At 63.7% G+C, this 25,484-nt stretch carries 24 protein-coding genes and 1 pseudogene; 17 read left to right on the top strand and 8 right to left on the bottom strand.

Annotated elements, in window-relative coordinates:
* Positions 1-21: 21 nt before the first annotated feature.
* Together ASD71_RS24365 and ASD71_RS24360 are read right to left on the bottom strand one after the other, a co-directional pair.
* Positions 22-888 (bottom strand): branched-chain amino acid ABC transporter permease, encoded by an 867-nt coding sequence (locus ASD71_RS24365; protein WP_056570660.1) that lies wholly within the window; start codon positions 886-888, stop codon positions 22-24.
* Between the two features lie 131 nt (positions 889-1,019).
* A complete protein-coding gene (locus tag ASD71_RS24360) occupies positions 1,020-2,219 on the bottom strand; it encodes an ABC transporter substrate-binding protein (RefSeq protein ID WP_056570658.1) in 1,200 nt (399 codons plus the stop codon).
* Between the two features lie 331 nt (positions 2,220-2,550).
* On the opposite strand from ASD71_RS24360, the gene ASD71_RS24355 reads away from it, so the two are divergent.
* From ASD71_RS24355 to ASD71_RS24345, 3 genes are read left to right on the top strand one after another with little or no spacing between them, the layout of a single operon-like run.
* On the top strand, positions 2,551-3,333 hold the full coding sequence (locus ASD71_RS24355; RefSeq protein WP_056570656.1) for an SDR family oxidoreductase: 783 nt from the start codon (positions 2,551-2,553) through the stop codon (positions 3,331-3,333).
* Positions 3,333-4,286, top strand: coding sequence for a 3-hydroxyacyl-CoA dehydrogenase (locus tag ASD71_RS24350; RefSeq protein ID WP_056570655.1), 954 nt, complete (start codon positions 3,333-3,335; stop codon positions 4,284-4,286). The genes ASD71_RS24355 and ASD71_RS24350 overlap by 1 nt, the downstream gene beginning before the upstream one ends.
* Positions 4,279-5,214 carry a 3-keto-5-aminohexanoate cleavage protein gene (locus ASD71_RS24345; RefSeq protein ID WP_056570653.1) on the top strand — a complete coding sequence of 312 codons (936 nt, stop codon included), beginning with the start codon at positions 4,279-4,281 and terminating at the stop codon, positions 5,212-5,214. The genes ASD71_RS24350 and ASD71_RS24345 overlap by 8 nt, the downstream gene beginning before the upstream one ends.
* Positions 5,215-5,280: 66 nt before the next feature.
* On the opposite strand, the gene ASD71_RS24340 is transcribed toward ASD71_RS24345, so the two are convergent.
* Together ASD71_RS24340 and ASD71_RS24335 are read right to left on the bottom strand one after the other, a co-directional pair.
* On the bottom strand, positions 5,281-6,351 hold the full coding sequence (locus ASD71_RS24340; protein WP_056570650.1) for a glycerol dehydrogenase: 1,071 nt from the start codon (positions 6,349-6,351) through the stop codon (positions 5,281-5,283).
* 9 nt (positions 6,352-6,360) lie between these two features.
* On the bottom strand, positions 6,361-7,065 hold the full coding sequence (locus ASD71_RS24335) for a GntR family transcriptional regulator (RefSeq protein WP_056570648.1): 705 nt from the start codon (positions 7,063-7,065) through the stop codon (positions 6,361-6,363).
* Between the two features lie 124 nt (positions 7,066-7,189).
* Between ASD71_RS24335 and ASD71_RS24330 the strand changes: the two genes are divergently transcribed.
* The 9 genes and pseudogenes from ASD71_RS24330 to ASD71_RS24290 all read left to right on the top strand — a co-directional run bounded on the left by ASD71_RS24330 (position 7,190) and on the right by ASD71_RS24290 (position 15,195).
* The gene (locus ASD71_RS24330; RefSeq protein ID WP_056570646.1) at positions 7,190-8,047 is read left to right on the top strand and encodes a transketolase; all 858 of its coding nucleotides are present in this window, start codon (positions 7,190-7,192) and stop codon (positions 8,045-8,047) included.
* Positions 8,048-9,034 (top strand): transketolase family protein, encoded by a 987-nt coding sequence (locus ASD71_RS24325; protein ID WP_056570644.1) that lies wholly within the window; start codon positions 8,048-8,050, stop codon positions 9,032-9,034.
* Positions 9,035-9,047: 13 nt separating this feature from the next.
* The gene (locus ASD71_RS24320) at positions 9,048-9,851 is read left to right on the top strand and encodes a shikimate dehydrogenase (protein WP_056570642.1); all 804 of its coding nucleotides are present in this window, start codon (positions 9,048-9,050) and stop codon (positions 9,849-9,851) included.
* 29 nt (positions 9,852-9,880) lie between these two features.
* The gene (locus ASD71_RS24315) at positions 9,881-11,479 is read left to right on the top strand and encodes a GMC family oxidoreductase (RefSeq protein ID WP_056570640.1); all 1,599 of its coding nucleotides are present in this window, start codon (positions 9,881-9,883) and stop codon (positions 11,477-11,479) included.
* A 139-nt stretch (positions 11,480-11,618) separates the two neighbouring features.
* Positions 11,619-12,329, top strand: coding sequence for a glutathione S-transferase (locus tag ASD71_RS24310; RefSeq protein WP_056570638.1), 711 nt, complete (start codon positions 11,619-11,621; stop codon positions 12,327-12,329).
* Positions 12,330-12,498: 169 nt separating this feature from the next.
* The gene (locus ASD71_RS28540) at positions 12,499-13,842 is read left to right on the top strand and encodes a methyl-accepting chemotaxis protein (RefSeq protein WP_056570636.1); all 1,344 of its coding nucleotides are present in this window, start codon (positions 12,499-12,501) and stop codon (positions 13,840-13,842) included.
* A 129-nt stretch (positions 13,843-13,971) separates the two neighbouring features.
* A complete protein-coding gene (locus ASD71_RS24300; protein WP_056570982.1) occupies positions 13,972-14,196 on the top strand; it encodes a DUF1653 domain-containing protein in 225 nt (74 codons plus the stop codon).
* A gap of 79 nt (positions 14,197-14,275) precedes the next feature.
* Positions 14,276-14,812 (top strand): PolC-type DNA polymerase III, encoded by a 537-nt coding sequence (locus ASD71_RS24295; protein WP_235512336.1) that lies wholly within the window; start codon positions 14,276-14,278, stop codon positions 14,810-14,812.
* A 27-nt stretch (positions 14,813-14,839) separates the two neighbouring features.
* Positions 14,840-15,195, top strand: a pseudogene (locus ASD71_RS24290) (nucleotide pyrophosphohydrolase).
* Positions 15,196-15,233: 38 nt separating this feature from the next.
* Here ASD71_RS24290 and ASD71_RS24285 read toward each other — a convergent pair.
* Complete coding sequence (locus ASD71_RS24285; RefSeq protein ID WP_056570634.1) at positions 15,234-15,524, bottom strand: antibiotic biosynthesis monooxygenase; 291 nt, start codon at positions 15,522-15,524, stop codon at positions 15,234-15,236.
* Between the two features lie 75 nt (positions 15,525-15,599).
* Between ASD71_RS24285 and ASD71_RS24280 the strand changes: the two genes are divergently transcribed.
* The 3 genes from ASD71_RS24280 (at position 15,600) to ASD71_RS24270 (ending at position 17,549) form a co-directional block, all read left to right on the top strand.
* Positions 15,600-15,998, top strand: a complete 399-nt coding sequence (locus ASD71_RS24280) for a hypothetical protein (protein ID WP_056570632.1) — start codon at positions 15,600-15,602, stop codon at positions 15,996-15,998.
* 337 nt (positions 15,999-16,335) lie between these two features.
* Entirely contained in the window at positions 16,336-16,812 is a 477-nt protein-coding gene (locus tag ASD71_RS24275) for a hypothetical protein (RefSeq protein ID WP_056570630.1), read from the top strand.
* Positions 16,813-16,856: 44 nt separating this feature from the next.
* On the top strand, positions 16,857-17,549 hold the full coding sequence (locus tag ASD71_RS24270) for a hypothetical protein (RefSeq protein ID WP_056570628.1): 693 nt from the start codon (positions 16,857-16,859) through the stop codon (positions 17,547-17,549).
* 22 nt (positions 17,550-17,571) lie between these two features.
* On the opposite strand, the gene ASD71_RS24265 is transcribed toward ASD71_RS24270, so the two are convergent.
* Positions 17,572-19,986, bottom strand: a complete 2,415-nt coding sequence (locus tag ASD71_RS24265; RefSeq protein ID WP_056570626.1) for a DUF3772 domain-containing protein — start codon at positions 19,984-19,986, stop codon at positions 17,572-17,574.
* Between the two features lie 227 nt (positions 19,987-20,213).
* On the bottom strand, positions 20,214-21,140 hold the full coding sequence (locus ASD71_RS24260) for a LysR family transcriptional regulator (RefSeq protein ID WP_056570624.1): 927 nt from the start codon (positions 21,138-21,140) through the stop codon (positions 20,214-20,216).
* A 247-nt stretch (positions 21,141-21,387) separates the two neighbouring features.
* On the opposite strand from ASD71_RS24260, the gene ASD71_RS24255 reads away from it, so the two are divergent.
* Entirely contained in the window at positions 21,388-22,905 is a 1,518-nt protein-coding gene (locus ASD71_RS24255; RefSeq protein WP_056570622.1) for an acetyl-CoA hydrolase/transferase family protein, read from the top strand.
* Between the two features lie 154 nt (positions 22,906-23,059).
* On the opposite strand, the gene ASD71_RS24250 is transcribed toward ASD71_RS24255, so the two are convergent.
* The gene (locus tag ASD71_RS24250; RefSeq protein ID WP_056570619.1) at positions 23,060-23,983 is read right to left on the bottom strand and encodes a LysR substrate-binding domain-containing protein; all 924 of its coding nucleotides are present in this window, start codon (positions 23,981-23,983) and stop codon (positions 23,060-23,062) included.
* Between the two features lie 119 nt (positions 23,984-24,102).
* Between ASD71_RS24250 and ASD71_RS28440 the strand changes: the two genes are divergently transcribed.
* On the top strand, positions 24,103-24,444 hold the full coding sequence (locus tag ASD71_RS28440) for a hypothetical protein (RefSeq protein ID WP_235512326.1): 342 nt from the start codon (positions 24,103-24,105) through the stop codon (positions 24,442-24,444).
* Positions 24,445-25,484 lie beyond the last annotated feature (1,040 nt).

The following is a 25,484-nucleotide window of genomic DNA, read 5'->3' as shown; positions in this document are numbered from 1 at the left end:
TCTTGCTCCTTGTTGTTCTGGTCACTCTGTACCGACACCGAACAGACCGTTCGGCTTCAGGACAAGGATTAAGAGGAAGATTCCGAAATAGACGACCTCCTTCAGGTCGGGCGCGATGTAGAAGCCCGCCAGCGTGTCGACGATGCCGATGATTATGGAGCCGGCAACGGCGCCATACAGGCTGCCCAGGCCGCCCAGCACCACGATCACGAACGCCGTCAGCACGAAGTAGGTGCCCACCGTGGGGAACACCGGGTACTGCGGCGCCAGCAACCCCGCGGCGATGCCGACGAATGCCGTGCCCAGCCCGAAGGCGATGGCGTAGACGTTGTTGACGTTCACGCCCATCAGGGTGGCGGCATATCGGTGCTGCGCCACGGCCCGCAGCGCGCGGCCCAGGTAGGTGCGGTGCATGAACAGGTGCAGCAGCACGGCCAGCGTCAGCCCGATGACAAACGTGACGAGCTGGCCCGTGACCATCGAGAACGGACCGACTTCGATGGCGTTGGTGCCCAGTTCGACCGGCGCGCGATAGACGTTGGCGCCAAAGATCACCAGCGCGAGGTTCAGCAGGATGGTGGACACGCCCACCGTGGCGAAGATCTGGATGTGTTGATCAGCATGAAGCAGCGGCTGGATGATGCCCTTCTGCGTCAGCGCACCCAGCGCGAACAGAATGACGGCGACCGGAATCAGGCCCGCGTAGGGATGGACGCCGAACTGCGCCGCGATCAGATAGACCATGTACATGCCGATCATCAGGAACTCGCCGTGCGCAAAGTTCACGACGCGCACGACGCCGAAAATGAGCGTCAGCCCCAGGCTGATGATCGTGTATGCGCCGCCCAGCAACAGGCCGTTGATGACCAGTTGAATGAATAATTCCATTGTGCAACCTCTAAGTGCGGGAAGCGCCCCGTCCCTGTCCCGCAGCGTCCAGGGGCGGGGCGCTCAGGCCCCGGGTATGACCGGCCGCGCCGGAGCGTGAGGCTCCGGCGCCCGGCCGCTGGCATCGCGCTCTATTTCTTGAAGATGGGCTTGCCGAGAGCGAGGTTTTCCGGGCCGATGGTGACGAGCTTGCCGTCTTGCCACTGCATCACGTAGAAGGTCGAGGCGTTGTTCTGCCCGTCTTCGCCGAAGTCGAAGCCCCAGCCGTTGGCCGTCTGGCCGGCGGGCTTCTTGTAGGCCAGCACCGCGGCGCGGATCTTGTCCTTGTCCGTGGACTTGGCGTTGCCGATGGCTTCAAAGAAAGCCTTGGCGCCCACGTAGTTGGTCAGGCTGTGGCCGGATTGCGGATCGCTCTTGTAGGTGGACTTGTAGGCTTCGAGGAACTTGTCCAGGCCCGGCGCGCCGGCCGGATTGATGGACGATTGCGGGAAGTCCAGGTCGAACACGCCGTTCATGTCGGCGCCCACGGCCTTGGCGGTGTCGGCCAGCGAATAGCCGCCGCCCGCGCCGATCACGACTTTGGGCTTGAAGGCCGCCGCGCGCGCCTGGCTGAAGAACAGGATGGCGTCGTTCTGGTAGGCCGTCTGCAACACCACGTCGGCCTTCGCGCCCTTCAGGCGCAGGATCAGCGAAGACAGGTCGACGGTCTTGGCCGAGTAGGGCAGAACCTCCACTACGTTGTAGCCAAGTTCCTGCGCGCGCTTCTTTTCGGTGGCCGCCACGTCGGTGCCATACGGGCCGTCTTCGTGGATGATGCCAATCTTGATGTCCTTCGGGTTCAGGCCCATGCCCGGCGCGATGGTGTCATGCAACGCGTTCACCACCGACACGCCGTACAGCGCGGTGTTGGGGTTGCTGCGGAACAAATACTTGTAGTTGCGCGTGGTGATCTTGTGCGCGGTGGCCCCCAGCTCGAAATAGGGCACGCCCGCCAGCTCCGTCACGGGCGAGGCCGCGTACGAAATGCCGGACGCGTAACTGCCGAACACCCCGACCACGTTGGCCGAGATCAGGCGCTTGGTCTCGGACACCGCCTGGGTCGGGTCGACAGCGTCGGCCTTGATGATTTCGATCTTCTCGCCGTTGATCCCCCCGGCGGCGTTGATCTCGTTAACGGCCAATTCCAGACCGCGATAGCTTTCCTGTCCAAGCAGCGCAAGCGCGCCGCTGAACGGGAAGAGGGCGCCCACCTTCATGTCGGCCGCTGCGGTGCCGCTTGCCAGCGCGCCGCACACACCCAGCGCCAAAACAATTTTGTTGAACTTGAACACTGTCTACGCTCCTTTGTCGGTATGGAATGCGGACTGGATACTAAGTTCCGTCCGTCTTTTGATATATATGATATATGTGCCGGCGGGGCGAGAAACCCTCGCCTTGGATTCTAGTGGCGGTCGCTGCATGCCGAATCAGGGAATTCCCTGAAACCGCATGAATAAAGCCTTAGCGGCCGATACTAGGGAAAAATGTACACATGATTCCGCCCGGCGAACGACGCTTTTTGGACGACGCCGCAGCCGCGTGACGGATCACAGGATAGCTGGTTTTATCATATATCGTATATGATGATCCGCACTTATAAGAAGGATCCTAGGAGACAAGCGCATGTTTGAGGAAGTGGATTTCACCGGCAAGAAAGTGCTCATCACGGCCGGCGCCGACGGGCTCGGCCTGGAAATGGCCAAGGTTTTTCACCACGCGGGCGCCACCGTGTTCGTGTGCGACGTCAACGAGGAACGGCTGGCTGCTGTGCCCACGGAACTGCCCGGTGTGCAGGTGGCGCGGGCCGACGTTTCCGACGAAGCCAGCGTGGAACAGCTCTTTGCCGCTGTCCGCCAAACGCTCGGCGGCCTGGATATCCTGATCAACAACGCTGGCGTTGCCGGACCCACGGGTTTCGTCGAAACGCTTTCCAAGGCTGATTGGGACCGCACCCTTGCTGTCAACATCACGGGCCAGTTCCTGTGCGCGCGCAAGGCCATTGCCCTGCTCAAGGAATCGAAGGCCGGCGTGATGATCAACCTGTCTTCGGCGGCAGGGCATCTCGGCTTTGCCGGCCGGTCGGTCTATTCCGCATCCAAATGGGCGGTGATCGGGTTCACCAAGTCGCTCGCGATCGAACTGGGCGGTTATGGCATTCGCGTCAATGCCATCCTGCCCGGCGCGGTCGAAGGCCCCCGGATCCGCGCGGTCATCGCCGCCAAAGCCGATACGCTGGGCCGGCCGGTCGAAGAGATCGCCGCGCAGTACGAAAATCAGGCTGTGCTCGGCCGCATGGTCACCGCGCGGGACATCGCCAACATGGTGCTGTTCAACGCCAGCGAAGCGGCGCGCAGCGTCACCGGCCAGGCGATTGTCGTGGACGGCTTCACGCAGAAGCTCTACTGATGGGCGCGGACATCACGCCGCGGCGTGCCGCCATCATCGGAACGGGGCTGATCGGGCAGGGCTGGGCCATCGTTTTTGCGCGCATGGGCTGGGAGGTGCGGCTTCATGATGTGAACGCCGCCATGCTTTCCGAGGCGCGCGCGCTCATCCTGCAGCAGCTTCGCGTGCTGGAAACGCAGGGCCTGCTCGACGACGCGGACGCCATCGTCGACCGCGTGCAGATATCGGCCAGCCTGCATGAGGCATTGCAGGGAGCCAGCTACGTCCAGGAGAATTCCCCGGAAAACGTCGAGATCAAGCGCGCGCTGTTTTCCGAACTGGACGCCCTGGCCGAACCGCACGCCATCATTGGCAGCTCCACGTCCAGCATCCCGGCCAGCCAGTTCACCGAGCATCTCGCGGGCAGGCACCGGTGCCTCGTGGCGCATCCGGTCAATCCGCCGTACCTGATCCCGGTGGTCGAGCTGTGTCCGGCGCCTTGGACCAGCCCCGAAGCGCTGTCCGGCGCGCGCGACGTGATGGCGGGCATCGGCCAGAAGCCCGTGCTGGTGCGGCGCGAAATCGAAGGCTTCATTCTGAACCGCCTGCAAGGCGCGCTGCTGCAGGAAGCCTTCCGGCTGGCAAGCCAGGGTATCGCCAGCGCCGAAGACATCGACACCACGGTCAAGGACGGCCTGGGTCTGCGCTGGTCCTTCATGGGTCCCTTTGAAACCATCGACCTGAACGCGCCGGGCGGCCTCGCGGATTACTGCCGCCGATACGGCGGGCTCTATCAGTCGATTGGCGCAAGCCAAGGCGATTGCGTGGTCTGGGAAGGCGCGCTGGTCGACGCGCTGTCGGACGAGCGGCGGGCCTTGCTGCCCGAGGAAGAACTTGCGTCGCGCCGCTTCTGGCGCGACGAAAAACTGATGCGCCTCATGCGTCACAAACAACACGGAGACAACAATGGCTAAGCCCAAACAGAAAGTCGTCATCACTTGCGCCGTGACGGGCGCCATCCACACGCCCAGCATGTCGCCGCACCTGCCGGTCACCGCCGACGAGATCGCCGAGGCGGCCATTGGTGCGGCAAAGGCCGGCGCCGCCGTCCTGCACCTGCATGCGCGCGATCCGCAGACGGGCAAGCCTTCGCAGGATCCGGCGTTGTTCAAGCCTTTCCTTGAGCGCATCAAACGCGAGACCGACGCCATCATCAACATCACCACCGGCGGCAGTCCGCACATGACGGTGGAGGAGCGCATGCGGCCGGCCACGACGTTCCAGCCGGAGCTGGCGTCGCTGAACATGGGTTCCATGAACTTTGGCCTCTTTCCGATGCTGGACCGCTTCTCGGAGTTCAAGCACGACTGGGAGCGCGAGCATCTGGAAAACAGCCGCTCGCTGATCTTCCGCAACACGTATCAGGACATTGAATCCATCCTGACGCTGGGCAACGCCAACGGCACGCGTTTTGAATTCGAGTGCTACGACATCAGCCATCTCTACAACCTGGCCCATTTCGTGGACCGCGGCCTGGTCAAGTCGCCGCCCTTCATCCAATCGGTGTTCGGCATCCTGGGCGGCATCGGCCCGCACCCGGAAGACCTGATGCACATGAAGCGCACGGCGGACCGCCTCTTTGGCAACGACTATGAATGGTCGATCCTGGGCGCCGGCCGCAATCAGATGCCGCTGGCAACCATCGGCGCGGCCATGGGGTCCAACGTGCGGGTGGGCCTTGAAGACTCGCTGTGGATCGGACCGGGGCAACTGGCCGAATCCAATCGCGTGCAGGTGGAGCGCATCCGCGGCATTCTCGAGGCGCTGAATCTCGAGGTCGCCACGCCGGACGAAGCGCGCGCAAAGCTGGGATTGAAGGGCAAGGACAACGTCGCGTTCTGATGCCGCGGGCGGGCAGGGCGGCTGGCGGGCGTCAAACCCGCCAGCGCCTACCGCCTGCAGAGGGTGTCAGGCGTGACGGCGCAGCGCGGCGGCCAGCGTGGTCACATCCAGCGTGCGGTCAAAGTTGGCGGCATGGCGCGCTTTCAGGCTGAGGTCCGCCGCCAGCGACAGTTCCGCATCGGACGGATCTCCGGCCGCGCCAAGTTCGCGCAGCGTGACCGGCAGACCGACCTGGGCGTACCACTGCTTCAGATCGGCCAGCATGCCGTCGTTGCGGTTCTCCAGGTCGAGCTGCACCAGTAAGCCCACCGCCACCTGCAGGCCGTGCAACGCCGTTGCGATGCCGTCGATCTTTGGCAGTCCGCGCGTCAAGGCGTGGGCAATGGACAGGCCGCCGCTTTCAAATCCAAGACCGCTCATGAGGATCATCGCTTCCACCACGCGCTCGAAGGCGGGCGTGGGCTGGCCGGTTCCGGCCACGGCCACGGCGTCCGCGCCGTCCGCCAGCAGCGTGCGCAGGCACCCGTCGGCGATGAGCTGGGCCGTCAGTAGCGGCGCCGCGTCGTACATGTTCTTGCCGCCATTGCGCTGGCACTGCTCGGCTTCGAACTTCTTGGAGATCGCGTCGCCCAGTCCTGCCCGGAAAAAATGCACCGGCGCGGTCGCGACGATGGCGGTGTCGACCAGCACGATGGTGGGATTGAACAGCATGTGCTCGACGGCCAGGAGGTTGTGATGCGCATCGTAAAGCACGTAATTCTTGCTGGTGGGCGCGTCGTTGGATGCCACAGTCGGGACGGTGATCAGGTGGCAATGCGACGACTTGGCCACGGCCTTGCCGGCATCCAGCGACTTGCCCCCGCCCACCGCAATCACCATGTCGATGTTCGCGGGCGCAGCCTGCGCGCGCAATCCGTCGATGACTTCCGGTGTCAGGTCGCCTTCGACGATCAGCGGCGCAAGCGCCACGCCATGCTGGGCGCACAGCGCCTCGATTCTCGGACCCAACACGCCATGGACATAGCTGTCGATGACCAGCGCAGCGCGCGTTCCGAACAGCGCCGCGTATTGTCCCAGCGCGTCCAGGGCGCCCGACCCCTGGATGTAGCGGCTGGGCGCTCCGAAAATCTTCAGCATGGCGTCTCCCTATTTGCGTGCCCCGGGGGGGCGGTAGTCGAGTTCTTTTTCCCGTTCGACCAGCCAGTCGATCATGATCTTTCCGCCCCAGACCAGATCGGCCTGGATGGCGTTGCGTGCGGCTTCCGAATCACGCGCTTCCAGGGCCTCGATGACGGCCTCGTGTCGGTGCTCGTTTTCGGAATAGTCCAGGCCCGCGGTCTTGACGTGAAACACCTTGAGGATGGGGCCGGTGATGACCCAGAACGACTCAACGGTGTTGCGCAGGATGGGCTTGTTGCTGGCTTCCAGGATGGCGAAGTGGAACTTGCGGTTCAGGTAGCTGGCGCGCTTGGGATCGGTGGACGTGCACGAGATGAAATCCCGCTGCAGCGCGATCAGGTTGTCGAGTTGCTTGCGCGTGATGTTTTGCGCGGCCTCGGCGGCACCCATGCCTTCAAGGTGGAAGCGGATCTGCTGGATTTCCCGCAGCTTTTCCGAGTTGACGTACGGCACGTATACCGCCGTGGCCGCCTGCATCTCCAGTCCTTGCTCGCTGATGAGCCGGAAGATGGCCTCGCGCACCGGCGTGATGGACACGCCCATTTCCTGCGCCAGCTCACCAATGATCAGGCGCTCGCCAGGTTCGTACTGCCCGTTGATCAGGGCGTTACGGATTTCGTTGTAGACCCTGACGGAAAGGTTCTCTTTTTTGACCGGTTTGAGGCTGGGCATGGCGTTTCTGGCTTGCTGTATGGAAGGTGCGGGTGAATCCAGGAGCGATTCTAGCCCGCCGTAGCAAATTCGAGCGCAATGGGTATATTATATATCATATATCCATACAACAGGAGGAGGCGCGATGCGCAAGGATCAGGAGGCCCCTACCGCAGGGGAAGTCGCGATGCTGCGGGAGAAGGCCCGCCATATCAGGTTGGAGACAATCCGCCTCATCGAAATCGCCAAGGTCGGACACTACAGTTCTGTGTTCTCGTGCGCCGAGATCTTCGCGGCGCTTTACTACGACGTGATGCGCCTGCGCCCGGGCGAGCCGCAGTGGCCGGATCGCGACCGCTTCCTCATGGGCAAGGGTCACGCTGCCGTCGGCCTGTTCCCCGTGCTGGCCGATCTGGGCTTTATCGATCATGCGCTGCTGGACGGCTACACGCGGTTGGGCAGCCCCCTGGGTGATCACCCCGACATGAGCAAGGTGCCGGGCGTCGACTTCAGCTCGGGTTCCATCGGTCACGCGCTGTCCAATGGCGTGGGCATGGCGGTGGGCGGCCGGATGAACAAGCGTGACTTCAGCGTCTTCGTCATGCTGGGCGACGGCGAAATGCAGGAAGGGCAGGTATGGGAAGCCGCGCTTTTCGCCGCGCACAACCGCTTGTCCCGCCTCATCGCCATCATCGACCGCAACGGCTATCAGCTCGACGGCAAGGTCGACGACGTCATGGGAGTGGAGTCGTTGAAGGAAAAGTGGCTGGCGTTCGGCTGGGAGGTCCACGAAGTCGATGGCCACAACCTTTCCGAACTCACCGCAGTGCTGCGCCGCCTGCGCGCCGACGATGCGCGCGCCAAGCCCGCATGCGTGATCGCCCGCACCATCAAGGGCAAGGGTGTGTCCTATATGGAAACCGAGCCGGGCTGGCACCTGGGCTACCTGGCCCCGCAAGATGCGCAAAGCGCTGTCGAAGAAATCCTCTCCCGCGAGATCTGAATGGCACAGGCACAAGTACTCTCTCCCGATTCCTGGCAGTACCGCGCTCTCAACGCGGTGAACCCGGGGCTGTCCTATCTCTCCGACGGGTTGATCGAACTGGTGAAGGCCGGCCATCCGGTCGTCGCCGGATCGGCCGACCTGCAATATTCGAACGGGTTGAACCGTTTCGCCGAGGCCTATCCCGACCGCTACGTGCAGTTCGGCATCTCTGAGCAGAACATGGTGTCGGCGGCGGCCGGGCTTGCCACGACAGGCATGATGCCGTTCGTCGCCACGTTCGCGTCGTTCCTCGGGTTGCTGTGCTGCGAACAGATCCGGATGGACGTCGCCTACACGCGCCTTCCGGTCCGCCTGATCGGCCATCACACCGGCATCAGCCTGGGTTTCTACGGCACCTCGCACCACGCCACCGAAGACATCTCCACCATGCGCGCGCTGGCTGGCCTGACCGTGGTATCCCCCGCGGACGGCCCGCAGCTGGCGGCTGCCATCAAGGCATCCGCCAACTGGCCCGAGCCCATCTATTTCCGTATCGGCCGCGGGCGCGATCCGCAGGTCTACGAAGACAACACGCCGTTCGAATTCGGCCGCGCCATCGTCCACGAAGTCGGAAGCGACCTGACGCTGATCGCCTGCGGCATCACGGTGCACGGCGCGCTGGCCGCCGCCCGGCAGTTGCGAGAAGAGGGCCTGTCGGTGGGCGTGATCGATATGCCGACGATCAAGCCGCTGGACCGCGACGCCATCCTTACGGCCGCCGGGCAGTCGCGTCGGCTGATGACGGTCGAAGAGCACAATGTGCTGGGCGGCCTGGGTTCGGCGGTGGCCGAGGTGTTGGCCGACGCGGGCACCGGCACGCGCCTGCGCCGTCATGGCATCTATGACGAATACAGCCTCATTGCGCCGCCCACCACGCTGTACGCCCATTACAAGCTTGACGCCGAAGGTATTGCCGGCGTCGCGCGCGAATTCATCCAGCATTGATCCGGAGACATCCATGAAGGAAATCAGCGGCACCACGCGCCTGTTCGGCATCCTGGCCGACCCCATCCATCACGTGAAGACGCCGCAGCGTATGAACGAACACTTCACCAAGATCGGTTTCGATGGCGTCTGCGTGCCGTTTCACGCGCGGCCCGACAACCTGGCGGCCGTGGTCGAAGGCCTGCGCCGCCTGGAAAACCTGGGCGGCGTGATCGTCACCGTGCCGCACAAGACCGCCATCCTGGAACTGGCCGACGACGCCACGCCCGTCGCACGCAAGATCGGTGCGGCCAACGTGCTGCGGCGCGAGGCCGACGGGCGTCTCGTGGCGCACATGCTGGACGGCGAAGGGTTCGTGCGGGGCCTGCGCAGCTGCGGCGTCGCACCCGAAGGCAAGAGCGTCTATCTGGCTGGCGCGGGCGGCGCGGCCAATGCGATCGGCTTCGCGCTGGTGCAGGCCGGCGTCTCGCGTCTGACCATCGCCAACCGCACGCCTGCCAAGGCCGAGGACCTCAAGGCCCGAATCCTGTCGCTGCATCCGGACGCGCAGATCGCCGTGGGCAATGCGGACCCGTCCGGCCATGACCTGGTCGTCAATGGCACGTCGCTGGGCATGAAAGAGGGCGATCCGTTGCCGCTGGACGTGAGCCGCCTGACGCCGGACCAACTGGTCTGCGAGGTCATCATGCAGCCCAAGGACACGGCGCTGCTCGTGGCGGCGCAGGCGCGCGGCTGCAAGATTCATTACGGCGCGCCGATGCTGGCCTGCCAGATCGAACTGATGGTGGAAACGCTGGGCGTGACGTCCGCCCGCTAGGCGGCGCTGCACACATTCGGTAGACAACGATGGGCGACTACGATTTCATCATCGCGGGCGGCGGAACCGCCGGCTGCATCCTGGCGAACCGCCTCAGCGCGGACGGCAGGTATCGCGTACTGCTGCTGGAGGCCGGCCACGAGGCACGCAGCATGTGGATTCCCATTCCGGCGGGCTTTTCCAAGCTGCTGGTCGATCCGCAATACAACTGGCGCTTTGCCACCGAACCCGAGGACAACGTCCACGGCCGGGTCATCGCGGTGCCACGCGGTAAGGGGTTGGGCGGATCCACGCTGATCAACGGCATGATCTACGTGCGCGGCCAGCCTCAGGATTACGACGGATGGGTGGCCGCGGGCGCCGCCGGCTGGGGGCGCGATGTGGCCGAGCGCATCTACCGCAAGATCGAGAACTATGCGCCCGGCGGCGAGAACCGTGGCAAGGACGGCCCGATGCACCTCGAAGAGGTTGCCGAGCGCTTTCCCGTGTCAGAGGCCTTCCTGCAGGCCGCGCGCGAAGACGGCCAGCCGTTCAATCCGGATTACAACAGCGGCGACCAGGAAGGCGTGGGCTACTACCAGGTGCTCCAGCATCGCGGCCGGCGCTGGAGCGTCGTGGACGGCTACCTGAAACCGGCGGCTGGACGGCGCAACCTCAGCGTGGAATGCGGTGCGCATGTCACGCGCCTGGTCTTCGAAGGCAAGCGCTGCGTGGGTGTGGTCTACCGCAAGAACGGGCAGGAACACACCGTGCGCGCAAGCCGCGAAACGCTAGTCTGCATGGGGGCGGTGCAATCCCCGCAATTGCTGGAGTTGTCCGGCGTGGGCAATCCGGCCTTGCTGGCCTCGCACGGCATCGGCGTGGTGCACGCGCAAGCGGCAGTGGGCGAAAACTACATCGACCACTTCGCCACGCGCATGAACTGGCGCGTCAAGAACACCGTAACCTTGAATGAAATGTCGCGCGGCTGGCGGCTGGCGCAGCAGGTGGCGCGCTATTACATGAGCCGCAAAGGCATTCTGACGCTGGGTACCGGGTTGGTGCACGGCTTCGTGAAGAGCGCGCCGGGGTTGCCCACGCCCGATGTGCAGTTCTTCTTCGTGCACGCCAGCTACGCCAACGCCGCCGAACGCATTCTGGACCGGCATCCTGGCATGACGATCGGGGTCGCGCAGTTGCGCCCCGAGTCCGTCGGGTCCATCCATATCAAGTCGCCCGATCCGCTGGTCGGGCCCGCGATCCGGCCCAACTTCCTGTCCGCGCAGGTCGACCGCGACTGCCTGGTGGGCGGCATGCAAGCGGCCCGGCGCATCGTGGGCCAGCCCGCCCTGCAACGCTACGTGCAGGCCGAGGTCAGCCCCGGCTCGCAGGTGGACAGTGATGACGCATGGCTGGACTTTGCGCGGCGTAACGGACAGACCATCTACCACCCCATCGGCACCTGCCGCATGGGTACGGACGTCGCGGCCGTGACAGACGAGCGGCTGCGCGTCAACGGGCTGACGGGCCTGCGTGTCGTGGATGCGTCGGTCATGCCGAAGATGGTTTCCGGCAACACGCAGGCCGCGGTCATGATGGTGGCTGAGCGTGGCGCCGAAATGATCCTCGAAGACGCGGCGCAGGCGTAAGACGCGTCGGTGGAACAAAGCGCGGTGGCTTCCGGTCAGCGCGCTTTTTTTCGCTTGCAGGCGCCCGGCATGCGCCTTGCTAACGTCCGGCGGCGGCTGCAGACTGCAGGTTCGGCTGCACCAACGGAAAGGAGACCGTATGACCTACGACCTTTGGTATTGGGATGGCATCCCCGGACGGGGAGAATTCGTGCGCCTGGCGCTGGAAGCGGGCGGTATTTCGTATCGGGAACGCGCCCGCGATCCGGGCGCCGACGAAAGCGCGTTGATCGATGACATGCAATCCGCCCGCAAGCACCCGCCTTTTGCGCCGCCGTATCTGGTGGCCGGAAAAATGACGCTGGGGCAGACCGCCAATATCCTGCTTTTCCTCGGCGAAAAGCATGGCCTTGCTCCCGAGTCGCTCGAAGGCCGCTTATGGGTGAATCAGTTGCAGCTCACGATTGCCGATATGGTGGCTGAAGCGCACGATACCCATCACCCCATTTCCGCCAGCGATTATTACGAAGACCAGAAGGAAGAGGCCGCCCGCCGCGCCAAGGTCTTTCGCGAAGAGCGTATTCCGAAGTTTCTCGGGTATTTCGAGCGGTTGCTGGATGGACCGCAAGCCTGGCTGGCGGGCGGCGCAAAATGGACTTACGTCGATTTGTCCCTGTATCACCTCGTCGATGGGCTTCTATTCGCGTTTCCCAAACGCATGTCCACCGTCGCCGCGCATTATCCAAATGTCTTTGCGCTGCACGAGCGGGTAACTGCCCTGCCCGAACTTCAAGCCTATTTTTCAAGCGGCCGGCGCCTGCCGTTTGGCGAAGGCATCTTCCGCCAGTATCGCGAGCTGGACGCGGCTTGAACCCGGGATTACCCGAGTGTGCGTCGTGGCGACGCTTTGAATTCTTTTTAAAAGGGACATCAAGGAATACATCGGGACGTGATAATTTCTGGGATTAAGTGGTTTCTATTCGATACATAAAAAAATACGTGTACCAGGCACGCCGGCAAACTCAAACCCTGGAGGTCACATGCTTTGGCATACTCTTGGCCGCTTTATCCGTGGATACCGCAGTACCGATAAAAACGACCTGCTGGGACAAATAAACGCCATTCACAGATCTCAGGCGGTCATCGAATTTGATTTGAACGGCCGCATCTTGATGGCCAATCAGAATTTCCTGGACACCACGGGCTATTCGCTCGATGAGATCCAGGGGCGGCATCACCGCATGTTCATCGATCCTGATGAGCGCGGGTCGCCGCAATATGCAGCCTTTTGGGAAAGGCTGGGACAGGGCGCGCATGATGCCGGGCGCTATCGGCGGATTCGCAAGGACGGCTCGGACGTCTGGTTGCAGGCGTCCTATAACCCCATCTTTGACAAGCGCGGACGCCCGGTGAAGGTGATCAAGTACGCCACCGACATCACCGACCAGCAAAACCGCCAGGCGGACTCCGAAGGCCAGCTTGCAGCCATCTCCAAGGTCCAGGCGATCATCGAGTTCGACCTGGACGGCACTATCCTCCGGGCCAACGACCTGTTTCTTGGCGCGGTGGGATATCGCGCTGACGAGGTACTGGGCCGGCACCACAGCATCTTCGTGCCACCCGAAGAAGCCCGAAGCACCGCATACAAGGATTTCTGGCGCCGGCTGCGCAATGGCGAGCACGACACCGGCCAGTACATGCGCTTGGGCAAGGGCGGCCGCCAGGTCTGGATCGAAGCCAGCTACAACCCCATCCTCGACGCGCAGGGCCGCCCATTCAAGGTGGTGAAGTTTGCCACCGACATCACCAAGCGCTTTACGGCGGCGCAAACGCTGCGCGTCGCCGTGCAGGGCCTGACTGAAAACGCCGAAAGAGCGCGGCAGGCCAACAGCCTTGCCCGTGACGCCAGCCGCATTGCTGAAACGGGCGGCGATACGATGCGCGACGTCGTGTCCACCATGGAAGCCATCACCGGCAGCTCGCGCCGCATTTCCGAGATCATCGGGGTGATGGACGGCATTGCATTCCAGACCAATATCCTTGCGCTGAATGCGGCCGTCGAGGCCGCCCGTGCGGGCGAGCACGGCAAAGGCTTCGCGGTCGTGGCGTCAGAGGTCCGCAACCTGGCGCAAAGCAGCGCGGCGGCGGCCAAGGAAATCAAGGCCCTCATCACGACGTCGGTGGCGCAGGTGGAGGGCGGCGCGGTGCAGGTCCAGTCCGCGGGCGGCACGATGGAGGGCATCGTCGCCTCGTCTCGCCGCGTGACCGAAATCATGGGTCAAGTCGTTGATGTGTCGCTGGCGCAATCGGACAAGCTTGCCGGTGTGACCGAAGACCTCACCGAAACCCACGTCGAGACCGCAAGGCGATTGCGCGCCGCCTAGTGGGCAGGGCGGCCGCCCTGCCTGCGCGGCGCCAGCACGCGAGTGCGCTATAAAGACGGCATTGCCGATCATTCGTGGCCCGCGCGGGCAGTTTCCGCCGCGGGCCGCGCCATTTGCCCCGACGTGTCCATGACTGAATCCGAAGCCCTCGCGCTTGCCACGCACCGCCACTACAAGGGCGGCCTGTACCGCTATATCGGCACCGCCCGCCATTCCGAAACCGAGGAGTCCATGGTGGTGTACGAACACCTCTGGCCTCACGCGCGCGGCCTGTGGGTGCGCCCGGCCGATCTGTTTTTCGGGCAGCTTGCCGACGGCTCGGCCCGCTTCGCGGCCCTTCACCCAGCGGAGTAAGCGCGTGACCTATTTCCATCGGCGCACGCGTGCGGCCAACACATCACCGGCACGTCCCGCGCCGCGTGCGCAAGCGGCCTTGACGCACGCGCTGCAAGCGTTGGGCGGCCCCTTCATCGTCGCCGACCTGGAAACGACCGGCCTGTCCACCTCAAGCTGCGAAATTCTTGAATTTGCGGCAGTCAGAGTCGGCGAGGGCGGTGCGGTGGTCAACGAGTACACGCAAGTCGTGCGCACCTGCGGCCGTGTCCCTTCCTTCATTTCCCGCCTTACCGGCATCACGCAGGCCGAAGTCGATCGCGACGGCATTCCGGTCGCGCAGGCCTTCTCGTCGTTCCTGAATTTTGTCGAGGATCTGCCGGTGTTCTTCCATAACGCCTCGTTCGACCGGCGCTTCCTCAGCGCGGCTGCGGACCAGACGGGGATGCCATTCCCGAACGCCACGCACTGCACGTTGGCGCTTGCGCGCCGCGCGTGGCCCGAGTTGCCTTCGCACAAGCTCGACATTCTGGCGCGACACGTCGGCGCCTCGCAGCCGACCCACCGGGCCTTGGCCGACGTGCGGACGACGGTTGCGGTCGCGTTGGCCGCCAGCGCTCGCCTGGCCACGGCGTAGCGGGGCGCCATTCCTGTGGGGGTTCCGATGTCCGACCTGGAAGCAATCCGGCTCGCCGTGCGTCAGTTCACGGCTGAACGCGAATGGCAGCAGTTCCATTCGCCCAAGAATCTGGCGATGGCGCTGGCAGGGGAAACGGGCGAGCTGGTCTCGCTGTTCCAGTGGCTGGATGAAGACGAGTCGCGCAATCTGCCCGCCGCCCGCCTTGCGTCGCCGCGGACGAGATCGCCGATGTGCAGATGTACCTGGTCGCGTTGGCGGACCAGTTAGGCATTGATATCGCGCAGGCCGTTGCCGGCAAGATGGTGAAGAACGCCCAGAAATACCCGGCCGATGCGTTCCGGCGCAGCGCGCGCAAATACAACGAGCCGCCGGAAGAATAACGCCGGTCCGCGCAGCCGCCCGGACCGGCGCGGCGCGTTCAGATCACTTTCTGTTCGTGGTGCACTTGGGGCGGCTCAACGAAAAAGCCGCCGACAAGCTTGCGCCACTCCTGGAAATCGGCCGACTCCCGGAAATCCACCATGTGGTTTTCGACCGTCTCCCAGTCCACCACCAGTGTGTAGCGCTGCGGCTGCTCGATGCTGCGGTACAGTTCCATGCCATGGCAGCCCTTGGCGCGCAGAAACAGCGGCTTCGCCTGGGTAACACCGGCTTCGAACAGCGCTTCCTGTCCTTCGCGGACGTGGATGCTGGCAATCTCCTGAATCATGGCTTGGTCTCCGATTGAAGGTGGGTGGGCAAGGCGGGAGTAGTATGGCCGAAAACTTCGCCACAAGCCCGCTTCATGAATCACCGAGCCGTCACATTGACTCGTCTCATTTCCATTCGCCTCCTTTGGTATGTCGGCGTTGGCGTCATTGCCTTGATGTCCTTGTGCCTGCATACGCAATTCGGCGTCGCGGTGCTGCTGTCTGCCATCGCCATCTATATTCCGCTGTCGATGCTGGGCTTGCCGCTCGTTGCCTGGCTGTGTTTGTCGCGCCGCACGCGTGGCCCGGCGTCCGGATTGCCGCCCGCCTGGCCCGCATATCTCGCCGGCGTCACCGGCATTGTGCTGCTGGCAAGCTATCAGGTGCTTGCCAATCTGTACGTGGCTGAATGCGGATTTCTGCTTGTGCTGGTGGCCGTGGACCTGATGCTGGCGCGTCGCGAGACCGGCTGGCTGCTACGCCTGGCGCGTTAGATATCACGCGTGAGCCTCACGCGACCGGTCCCATCCTTTGAGCTGAAAGCCGCCCGCAAGCGAGGCTTGACGGACGCATCGCGTCATCCATACGCATGGTCGCGCGAGGCCGGCATCTCCACTTTCAGGTCTGTGTAATTCGCGAGTCCATCCTCCAGAAAGACCCGGTCGTTCGTTTAACCGATACCGACCTGCCTAGGACGGCGCAATCATTCCGTACCAATACGAAAGTCCCACGCCCTGCCCAGGCAGGGGCGCAGTTCCTGGGGAGTAACGGTCCGCGCCGGTCGGTCTCCGGCACCTGTGCATCCGTGCAGACGGATCAGGAGGAGCTCAAATGAAAAAGCTCGCAGCAGTCGCCGCGTTGTCATTGTTCGCCGCATCGGCTTACGCCACTGGCCCGGGCCAGGTCGGAGGCTCGGTGACCGGCCACGCCGGCGCCATCAACGGTACGGCTTCATCCATTTCCACCGGCAGCTCGGTGGTCGCCACCCAGGTCAACGGCTACGGCTCGTCGAGCCAGACATCGTTCGGCAGCACGGGCGGCATCGCGGAGGTCGGCGGATCGTTCAGCCGCGACGGCACGCAAGTCGTCACCAGTACGCGGCAGTACGCCAATAGCGAATCGTACGGGCATGTGTCGGGCAACGCACCGATCATGGTCGGCGACAGCATCGCCAACGGCGGCGCGACGTTTGGCAAGACGGACACGAGCGCGTCGGCGACGGGCTCGTTCCACGCGGCAAATATCGGCGCGTTCGGGTCGATACACGGCATCGGCTCAGTGGGCCATGTCGTTGGGTTCAATCGCTGACCCAATTATCCGGACGGCTTCGGCCGTCCGGGCGAGGGGACATCATGAAGAGCATAGTTTTAGCCATCTCCCTGTCGCTCGCCGCCATGTCGGCGGGGGCGCAGACCAGCACGTCCAGTTCCACGACGTCGGCATCGTCCGGGTCGACCAACGCGGGCAACAACCAGGGCATCACACTGAATTCAAGCAATAGCGGGACCAGCACGTTGCGCAGCGCGCCGCCGGTTGGCGGCCAGAGCTTCTACGGCTCGTTCTCGTCGGACAGCTGCATGGTGTCGGCGGGCGGCGGCGGTTCGGTGGTGGGCTTCGGGATGAACGTTGCGATTCCGATCGAAGACCAGAAATGCAGCCTGCGCCGCAACTTCGAGCGCACGATGCAGGCGGCGGCATCGACCAAGGACGCGGATCGCTCGCGGCGTCTGGAAACCGCGGCCATCGACATCCTGTGCCAGACCGACGATCGCACCAAGGCGGCGCTGGTGGCGCAGGGGCTCTGCACCAACCCTGCGCTGACAACAGCGGACCATCGGTTCGACAGTGGCGCCGTGGCGCAGGTCGGGCCGCAGACGCCGGTTCAGACAGCGGGCGCCGCGCCCGTGCAGCCGCAGGCGCCGATGACGCCGGTCACGCAGGGCTATCCGGTGCTGTCGGCCCGAAGCGCCGCGTTCACCGCGCCGCCGCTGCGCAACCCTAGACTGGAACGGCAGCAATTTGCCGACCTGTATTCTCCCGGCTGATGCGGCCAGCGCATGACGGCGATCAGGGCGCGGCAGGCGGCGGGACCGCGACGGGCGCAGGCGCCTGCGCCGGTTCCGGCGCCGACGCTAGCAGCATGGTCGGCGGGGACGACACTTCAAGCTTGGCCTCGTCCAGACGCTTGAGCACCGTGAACAGCAGCGCGCTGCGCACACCGTACGCTGCACGCGGCGACGACACATAGCCCCTTGCATTGAAGATCAGATGGCCTGCGTCGATACCGTCCAGGAAGACGTTGGGCGCCGGCGACTCCAGCACGTCCTCGTGATCCGCCAACGCCTGCAGCATCAGTTCGCGCACCTGCTCGGCGTCCGTCGACAGGGGCATGGGCAGCTTGATCTGCACCAGACCAAGCGGATTGGATCGCGTCACGTTGCGCACCGTTTTCGTCACGAATTCGGAATTCGGCACGATCACCGTGGAACGGTCGCCCATCTGGATCTCGGTGGCGCGCACATTGATGCGCAGGATGTCGCCTTCGACGCCGCCCAGCGACACCCAGTCGCCCACCTTCACCGGCCGCTCGGCCAGCAAGATCAGTCCCGACACGAAGTTCTGCACGACCGCCTGAAGACCGAAACCGATACCCACCGACAGCGCGCTCGCGATCCACGCGACCCGTTCCAGTCCGATCCCGGCGGCCGACAGCGACAACGCCACGGCCAGCACGAAGCCGCCGTAGCCGAACAGCGTCGCGGCGGACAACTGCATGCCCGGATCCAGTTCCGTGGTCGGCAGATAGCGGTTGGACAGCCAGCGCTTGAGCATCTTCACGCTCAGCAGCGAAAGCGCCAGTACGATCAATGCCTGCAGCACCGCGCCGGGCCGGATTTGCGCCTCGCCGATCGCCAGGCCCTTGCGAAGCTGGTCGAAGCGCTGCACCAGATCCATCGGCGCCTCGCCAAACGGCGCCAGCACCAGAATGATGGCAAGCAGCCCGATCGCCACGCGGCCCAGGCCGGACAGCAGTACCGCGGCCTGATCGCGCATGCTGGGCCCATCGCCTTCCGCGCTGTCCCGGTGCGCCGTGCCCAGCAAGGTGCTGAAACCGTCCTCGACCAGCGTCGAGGCCAGATAGGCGGAAGCCAGCACGATCAGCACCCACAGCACCTGCTTGACCAGGAAGCTGCCGAATGCCACGTAGCCCAATAGCAGGCTGGCAAGGCTGACGATCAGCACCGTCCAAATGGCGGCCAGCATCAGCGAGACCCAAAGCGGAACCGGCGTTTCGCTGTCCTGCATGACCTGACGGCGCAGGCGGCGGCTGATGGACAGCACGGCAGCGAGCATCGCCATGCTTAGCACGCCCACGATGCCGGTCAGGGTGATGGTCGTCGTCAGACTGGCGTCCAGCAGCACGGGCAATCGTTCTGCGAGCCAGATCAGGACCACCAGCACGCCCAGCGTGCCGGGAAGCCAGCGCAGGCGGTTCGCCACGATGTCGCTGACCGGCGGCAGGCGCCACGAAGGACGGTTGGTCGACAGCAGCGCGTAGCCCATCCCCGACACGAATCCGCCGAAACAGACCGTGGCCACCAGATTGGTCAGGAGCGAATCGGTGCTGTCCGAAAGCTGCGATCGCCAGTCCAGGCCGGTCTGGATCAGCAGGGCAATCACGCCGGGGGTGGCGACCGACAAGGCCACCAAGGCCACGGCCAGGAACGAACGCCGCAGCCGGCCGGGCGGCACGCGCGTCGCGGTCAGCTGCAGCAGATACCGGCCAACCCAGACGCGCAGGGCAATCGCCAGACCCGCCACGACCGCCAGCAGCAGCCAACCCCATTTCGGCGTCTGCCCCACGGCGGTGGACAGGTCGTCGCGCAATGCCTCAAGCCGCCCAAGGTCGCGGGGAAACTCCTGGCGGAATTCGGTCCAGAACTGGCCAGAGAGGAAGGAGTCGCGACGTTCGCCCAAGCGCGCCTGAAACTGCTTGCGCCGCTGGGCTGAAATCTGTTCGGCCGTCTGGCCGGCATCCACCGATAGCAGCCGCGCCAGCTTGATCTGCGCGTCCAGCGCGCGGCTGTTCTTTTCCAGTTGCGCCCGCTGCGCCGCCACATCGGGCGCTTCCTTGGCTCCGTCCGGCGGTGCGCCCAGTTCGCTCAGTCGTGCGGTCACGCTGGCCAGTTGCGGTGTCAGCGCTTCAGTTGCGGCGTCCGCCTTGGACTGAATGTCCAGCGCCTCGCCGCGCTGCTTGAGCAGCACGGCGTCGTCCGTTTCGTCGGGGACCCGCTTGCGGATTTCGTCAATCTGCTTGCGCGCCGCGCCGAGCACAGCCTCGGTATCCGCAGGGGCGGCGGGCGGCGCGGCAAAGGCGGGCAGAAAGCAGAACACCAGCAGCAGCGCAGCAAGCAGCGCCGCCAGGTTGGGCGCGCGGACGAGGCGCGCGCGAAAGGGCAGAGGGTGCGTGGTCGGGATCATGTTTCTGGAGCGAGTTCCTCGCATGGAGGCGGCAGCATAACAAGCCGCCGCCCCGGCCGTTGCAACAAAAACTCGCCTTGCGTCCCCGTATTTTCAGCGGCCGCCGCCTAGGGTCTGGCCTAGGCTTGCGGGCCGTGAAATGGGGGCCGCATCCGGGCGCAGGCACCCTGTGGCCGGCCAGCCATGGCGGCGCGCGCAACCCATGTTTACCAGCCGAACGTTTGGATTCACTTCGGCTGGCGCTCGGGCGTGCGTGCAGCCCGAATCCGGGGCTTGCCCAGTACGGCGTCGCAGACCTGCAGCCATGCGCGAGCAGCAAAGGACAGATAGCCGGACTGCAGCCAGATATGGCCGACTTCCCACTGGATGCCGGACTTCGCAAGCTTCGCGGTGCTGAGGCCCCGCGTTTTCATCCGCTGTATCAGCGGCTCGGGCAGCAGGGCCACGCCTAGTCCGGCCGACGCCATCGCCACCAGAAAATCCCAGTGCGCGCTTTGCGCGGCGATGCTGGGCTGCAATCCCGCCTCCGCAAACGCCTGCCGCAGCCGCCGGGTGATCGCGAAATCGTCGGTGGGAATCAGCAGCCGGGCTTCGCGCAACGCGCTCAGCGGCAGCGAGGTCTTTCCGGCCCACGGCGCGTCGGGCGGTCCGATCACCCATATGGGATAGCTGCCAAACGCCTGCGCGGTCAGGCCGCCATCGGGTGCAATCGGCAAGATGGTGGCGCCGACCTCCAGTTCGCCGCTGGCCACCAGGCCTTCCACCGCCTGACCCGTGCCTTCCCGCAGTGTCAGGTGGATGCCAGGATGCAATTCGCGGAACCGTTTCACCACCGGCGTGAACAGCAGATTGATCATTGGCGGGATGCCCACCTCCAGCGCCCCGCGCCCCAGTTCTGCGGTCTGGCGCAACTCTTCCGATAGTTGGCGCATGGTTTCCAGCACCTGCAGGCCGCGCTGGTACATAACCCGGCCGGTATCGGTGGGACGGGCAGTATGCCCATCGCGGATAAGAAGCGGTGTGCCGGCTTCTTCTTCCAGCTGCCGGATCATCTTGCTGACTGTGGACTGCGTGACGAACAGCGTTTTGGCCGCCTGCGTGAAGCTGGCATGTCGGACGGTTTCGACGAAATACCGCAATGCGCGCACGTCCATGGGAAAGCTGACCCTCCGCGCCGTGCGCGAGAAAAATCCAAATGATGAAAAAAACGACTGAATTGGATGATTTTAAGTCATTACGAGATTTGCTCCCGCCTTCCTATACTGCCGAAAAATCGTCCCAACGCCCGTATCCACGGCGCTTGGGACCTCGGGAAACGCCGCGTCAGACGGTGCCCGGGCGCCGCAGACCACTGTCGCTACGCCCGGCCCTAAGCCGCCAGCCTTTGAATTTGGAGACACCATGCCTTTCGACCGGATCCGCAACGCCGACCTGCACGCCAGGATCACCTCAGCCGAACAGGCCGCCTTACTGGTTCAGGACGGAATGACCGTCGGAATGAGCGGATTCACCCGGGCCGGCGACTGTAAATCGGTGCCGGCCGCGCTGGCGGCACGCGCCGAGCGCGAACCGCTGGCCATCACCTTGATCACGGGCGCGTCGCTCGGTCACGACACCGACAAGATGCTGGCGCAGGCCAATGCATTGGCACGGCGGCTGCCGTTCCAGGTCGACACGACCCTGCGCCGCAAGATCAATCAAGGCGAAATCGCCTTCATCGACCAGCACTTGTCCGAGACGGTGGAACAACTGCGGGCGGGTCATCTGGGGCCTATCAACGTGGCCATCATCGAGGCCGCCGCCATTACCGAATCCGGCGCGATCGTGCCGACGATGTCGGTGGGCAACTCCGCGTCGTTCGTTCAGCAGGCCGACAAGATCATCGTCGAGCTGAATCTGAGCGTGCCCGCGGCTATCGAAGGCCTGCACGACATCTACATTCCTGGCGACCGTCCCGCCCGTCAGCCCATCGCTCTGGTTTCGGCAGACCAGCGCATCGGCCAGACCTGCATCGAGGTCGATCCCGACCGCATTGCCGCCATCGTCATCACGCAGGAGCCCGACAGCCCCTCCAACGCGCTGCCGCCCGATGCCGAGACCAACGCAATCGCAGGACATATCAACCAATTCCTGCGCGGCGAAGTCGACGCCGGCCGCCTGACCAACGCGCTGCTGCCGTTGCAGGCAGGGATCGGCACCATCGCCAACGCGGTCCTCCACGGGTTCGAATCGTCTGACTTTGAGAACCTGGTCATGTACTCCGAAGTGCTGCAGGACAGCGCTATTGAATTGCTCGACCAGGGCAAGCTGGCATTCGCATCGGCGTCGTCCATCACCGTGTCCAAGCCCGTGTACGAGAAGATCCTCGCCAACATGGAGCACTACCGCCAACGCATCGTGCTGCGTCCGCAAGAAATCAGCAACGCGCCCGAAATCGTGCGGCGCCTCGGCATCATCGCCATCAACACGGCGCTGGAGTTCGACATCTACGGCAACGTGAACTCCACGCACGTCGGCGGCACGCACATGATGAACGGCATTGGCGGCTCGGGCGATTTCGCGCGCAACGCCCATCTTGCGATCTTCGTGTCCAAGTCGATGGCCAAGAATGGCGACATCTCCAGCGTGGTGCCGATGGTGTCCCATGTCGACCACACGGAACACGATGTTGACGTGTTGGTCACCGAATGCGGTCTCGCTGACCTGCGCGGTCTGGCGCCGCGCGAGCGCGCCCGCGCCATCATCCAGAACTGCGTGCATCCTTCGTATCGGGACGCGCTTCAAGACTACTTCGATCGCGCGTGCGCACGCGGCGGCCAAACGCCGCATCTGCTCGAAGAGGCGTTCTCGTGGCACCAGCGGTTCAATGAAACCGACTCCATGCAACCTGTCGCGGTGTCGGCGCGCAAGGCGGCCTGAAGCAGGACTACAGATTGACTGCCGCCGTCGCGGCGTCCGCCTGGGCTTTCGAGCGAAGCGAACCCAGGCTGTCAAGGCAATGTCCTGCCGGGCGCCGCGTTTTGGTCAAGGTAAAGCTGCTGCCCGCCGCTTTACCTTTTTTTTCGCCTGGGCCCTATCTTTCGTCCTCGGGCTTTGATGTCACCAGTGTCTGGCGCGACATTTCCAACTCATCGCGCAGCCATTGCTTGAACGCGTTCAGCGGCGCCCAGTCCCGCAAGCTCGGCCGATACACCAGGTGGTAGGTCTGCCCCAGTTCGTAATGCACGCGTACGGGCGACACCTGTACAAGCCGCCCGGCACAGAGTGCATCCGCCGCCAGCAGTTCGCGGCCGAGCGTGATGCCCAGCCCCTGCTCGGCAGCCTGCAGCATCATCCCCGCGTCATTGAACGACGCCACTGGCGTGACCGGCGTTGGAAACCCGGCTGCCGCGAACCAAAGCTGCCAGAGCTCGCGTTCGCCAAGCAAAGGTTGGCGTGCCAGCGTTTCGGGCGAATTGTCGGGCAGGGCGGCCATCGTTTCGGGCGAAGCCAGCACGATCAGCGGCAACGGTACGTCAAATAGCGGCTCCGACTCAACACCGGCCCACGGTCCTTGCCCGATCCGCAGCGCGGCATGAAAGCCGTCCCGCGCCAAGTCGACCAGTTGCTGGGACGTCTCGATCTCCAGCGCCAGTTCCGGATGCCGGGCGCGCCACCGCGCCATGCGCGGCAACAGCCAGCGCTGCGCAAACGACGGCAATACCGACACGCGCAGCCGTTGTTCGCGCCCGCTCGCCGCCGCACTCGCCGCCATCAGACCTTCATCGAGCAACGCCATGGCGCCTTGCACGCTACATAGCAGCGCCGCGCCGGCGGAGTTCAACACAATGCCGCGGCCGCTGCGCTCGAAAAGCGGAAAGCCGATCTGCTCCTCCAGCACCTTGATCTGCTGGCTCACGGCGCTGTGTGTCAGATGCAGCCGCTCAGCGGCAGCACGCAGGTTCTGCAGTTCCGCGACGACGCGAAAAGCAGGAAGGGTATTCAGCGGCAAGCGCATGGCGGACCTTCTAAGAAAATTATTGGTCATCGTAGCTTACCGATGAGGCCAAAACAATTGGATTTTCGAATGGGTATTGGGCGATTACGCTTACCAAAACGGAATACAAGGAGCCCGTTATGACCGCGCAATCTTTCATGCAGACGCCTCCCCTGGTCTGCACACGCCGCCAACCGCTGCCTGCCGCCGCGCCAGCCACGTCCGCGCCAGCTGCTTCTGCACCCGGGGCTGCTGCAACCGTGGCGGTGCTGGAAACCGCGCAAGCACCCGATCGCGGCGTGCTCGCTCGGCTGTGGAATGCCTACCTCGCCCACCGCAACGCGGCGCGCATGCGCAACATTGCCCAAGACATGGACCCTCACATGCTCAACGACGTGGGCGCACCCCAATGGCTGGTCAACGAAGCTACCGTCCGCCGCGAATTGACCCGGCTTCGCCATGTGGATTTCATCCGTTGGTAACATCGCGCCAGGGGCCCTTGGCATGCGAAACGCCGCGCCTTGCGGCTCGTCCATATGTAGAGCGGCGAAAAAAGCTTCTCCGAATGTCTCCATCTCGCACAAGGGGAGGGCCCCCAGCAGCACCCTCCGCCTTCCCAGGTCAGCGGGCGTGGCTGCTCGCTTGCTGCGTCTCTATATATATACAGGCAGCCTTTCCCTCAAAGCCGCACGCCGGTCGCCATGGGGGACGTGTTGCGACCAATCCAGCCGCCGAACCAATAATTTGCGACACCGGCGTGACAGCGCAAAATTCTGTGCTATAGTCTCGCTCCTTCGCAGCTCAGACAGTTTTGAGACGCGAAGCCAAGCAAGTGCAACAGGCGAAGCGGGGCAACCCAACCTCACCTGCCGCAACGGCAATCAGAAATGAGCGCCCCGCGGTTATTGCAAGGATCGACGCAAATTAGGCAGAAGCCAGTTGCAAGGTCTGCAAAAATTGTGCTATAGTTTCGGGCTTGGCAGTTACTGAAAAATTAGGGTTTACCCTAACGTTTCGATAACTGCTAGGGCAGGACGAAAGTCCTGGCGAGGCCTGAAGAGGTCGCCGCAAGAAAGCGAAGCAAACTGCGAAAGCAAAAAGCGAAGCTGTCTTGACAAGCGATAAAAACTTCTTCATAATCTCGTTTCTCTGCTGCAACGACAGCGACGACGCAAAAGCGAAGTTGGCCGAGGTTGAAAGTAGAAACCAGTAGTACGGAATTTAGCAGTACAGAATTTAGCAAGACCGCTCTTTAACAATTAAACAACCGATAAGTGTGGGCGCTTGATGCGAGTGCAGCGATTGGGTTTCGGCCTGATCGCAAGCACAAGAAATCAAGTGCTCACTAGAAGTGAAGTGCCTTAGACGTCAAGTTTAAGAACATACCTCACTTCCTTTGAGTAGCGACGTATGACCTGGTTTGGATTTATTCAGACCAAGAATACGAAACAAATACAGAGATTAAACTGAAGAGTTTGATCCTGGCTCAGATTGAACGCTAGCGGGATGCCTTACACATGCA

It is taken from the genome of Achromobacter sp. Root565 (assembly GCF_001427425.1).
GTDB classification, from domain to species: domain Bacteria; phylum Pseudomonadota; class Gammaproteobacteria; order Burkholderiales; family Burkholderiaceae_B; genus Achromobacter; species Achromobacter spanius_D.
Note: the sequence above shows the minus strand (reverse complement) of the source record. Positions and strands in the feature narration are given on the sequence as shown.

What these genes read in the sequence shown, in the direction of transcription:
- ASD71_RS24335 (WP_056570648.1), bottom strand. Translation starts at nt 7,065, where the DNA reads ATGCCCAGCCTCAAACCGGTCAAAAAAGAGAACCTTTCCGTCAGGGTC.
- ASD71_RS24275 (WP_056570630.1), top strand. Translation starts at nt 16,336, where the DNA reads ATGAAAAAGCTCGCAGCAGTCGCCGCGTTGTCATTGTTCGCCGCATCG.
- ASD71_RS24320 (WP_056570642.1), top strand. Translation starts at nt 9,048, where the DNA reads ATGAAGGAAATCAGCGGCACCACGCGCCTGTTCGGCATCCTGGCCGAC.
- ASD71_RS24270 (WP_056570628.1), top strand. Translation starts at nt 16,857, where the DNA reads ATGAAGAGCATAGTTTTAGCCATCTCCCTGTCGCTCGCCGCCATGTCG.
- ASD71_RS24265 (WP_056570626.1), bottom strand. Translation starts at nt 19,986, where the DNA reads ATGATCCCGACCACGCACCCTCTGCCCTTTCGCGCGCGCCTCGTCCGC.
- ASD71_RS24250 (WP_056570619.1), bottom strand. Translation starts at nt 23,983, where the DNA reads ATGCGCTTGCCGCTGAATACCCTTCCTGCTTTTCGCGTCGTCGCGGAA.
- ASD71_RS28540 (WP_056570636.1), top strand. Translation starts at nt 12,499, where the DNA reads ATGCTTTGGCATACTCTTGGCCGCTTTATCCGTGGATACCGCAGTACC.
- ASD71_RS24280 (WP_056570632.1), top strand. Translation starts at nt 15,600, where the DNA reads ATGAATCACCGAGCCGTCACATTGACTCGTCTCATTTCCATTCGCCTC.
- ASD71_RS24255 (WP_056570622.1), top strand. Translation starts at nt 21,388, where the DNA reads ATGCCTTTCGACCGGATCCGCAACGCCGACCTGCACGCCAGGATCACC.
- ASD71_RS24260 (WP_056570624.1), bottom strand. Translation starts at nt 21,140, where the DNA reads ATGGACGTGCGCGCATTGCGGTATTTCGTCGAAACCGTCCGACATGCC.
- ASD71_RS24350 (WP_056570655.1), top strand. Translation starts at nt 3,333, where the DNA reads ATGGGCGCGGACATCACGCCGCGGCGTGCCGCCATCATCGGAACGGGG.
- ASD71_RS24365 (WP_056570660.1), bottom strand. Translation starts at nt 888, where the DNA reads ATGGAATTATTCATTCAACTGGTCATCAACGGCCTGTTGCTGGGCGGC.
- ASD71_RS24285 (WP_056570634.1), bottom strand. Translation starts at nt 15,524, where the DNA reads ATGATTCAGGAGATTGCCAGCATCCACGTCCGCGAAGGACAGGAAGCG.
- ASD71_RS24355 (WP_056570656.1), top strand. Translation starts at nt 2,551, where the DNA reads ATGTTTGAGGAAGTGGATTTCACCGGCAAGAAAGTGCTCATCACGGCC.
- ASD71_RS24340 (WP_056570650.1), bottom strand. Translation starts at nt 6,351, where the DNA reads ATGCTGAAGATTTTCGGAGCGCCCAGCCGCTACATCCAGGGGTCGGGC.
- ASD71_RS24310 (WP_056570638.1), top strand. Translation starts at nt 11,619, where the DNA reads ATGACCTACGACCTTTGGTATTGGGATGGCATCCCCGGACGGGGAGAA.
- ASD71_RS28440 (WP_235512326.1), top strand. Translation starts at nt 24,103, where the DNA reads ATGACCGCGCAATCTTTCATGCAGACGCCTCCCCTGGTCTGCACACGC.
- ASD71_RS24345 (WP_056570653.1), top strand. Translation starts at nt 4,279, where the DNA reads ATGGCTAAGCCCAAACAGAAAGTCGTCATCACTTGCGCCGTGACGGGC.
- ASD71_RS24315 (WP_056570640.1), top strand. Translation starts at nt 9,881, where the DNA reads ATGGGCGACTACGATTTCATCATCGCGGGCGGCGGAACCGCCGGCTGC.
- ASD71_RS24325 (WP_056570644.1), top strand. Translation starts at nt 8,048, where the DNA reads ATGGCACAGGCACAAGTACTCTCTCCCGATTCCTGGCAGTACCGCGCT.
- ASD71_RS24330 (WP_056570646.1), top strand. Translation starts at nt 7,190, where the DNA reads ATGCGCAAGGATCAGGAGGCCCCTACCGCAGGGGAAGTCGCGATGCTG.
- ASD71_RS24300 (WP_056570982.1), top strand. Translation starts at nt 13,972, where the DNA reads ATGACTGAATCCGAAGCCCTCGCGCTTGCCACGCACCGCCACTACAAG.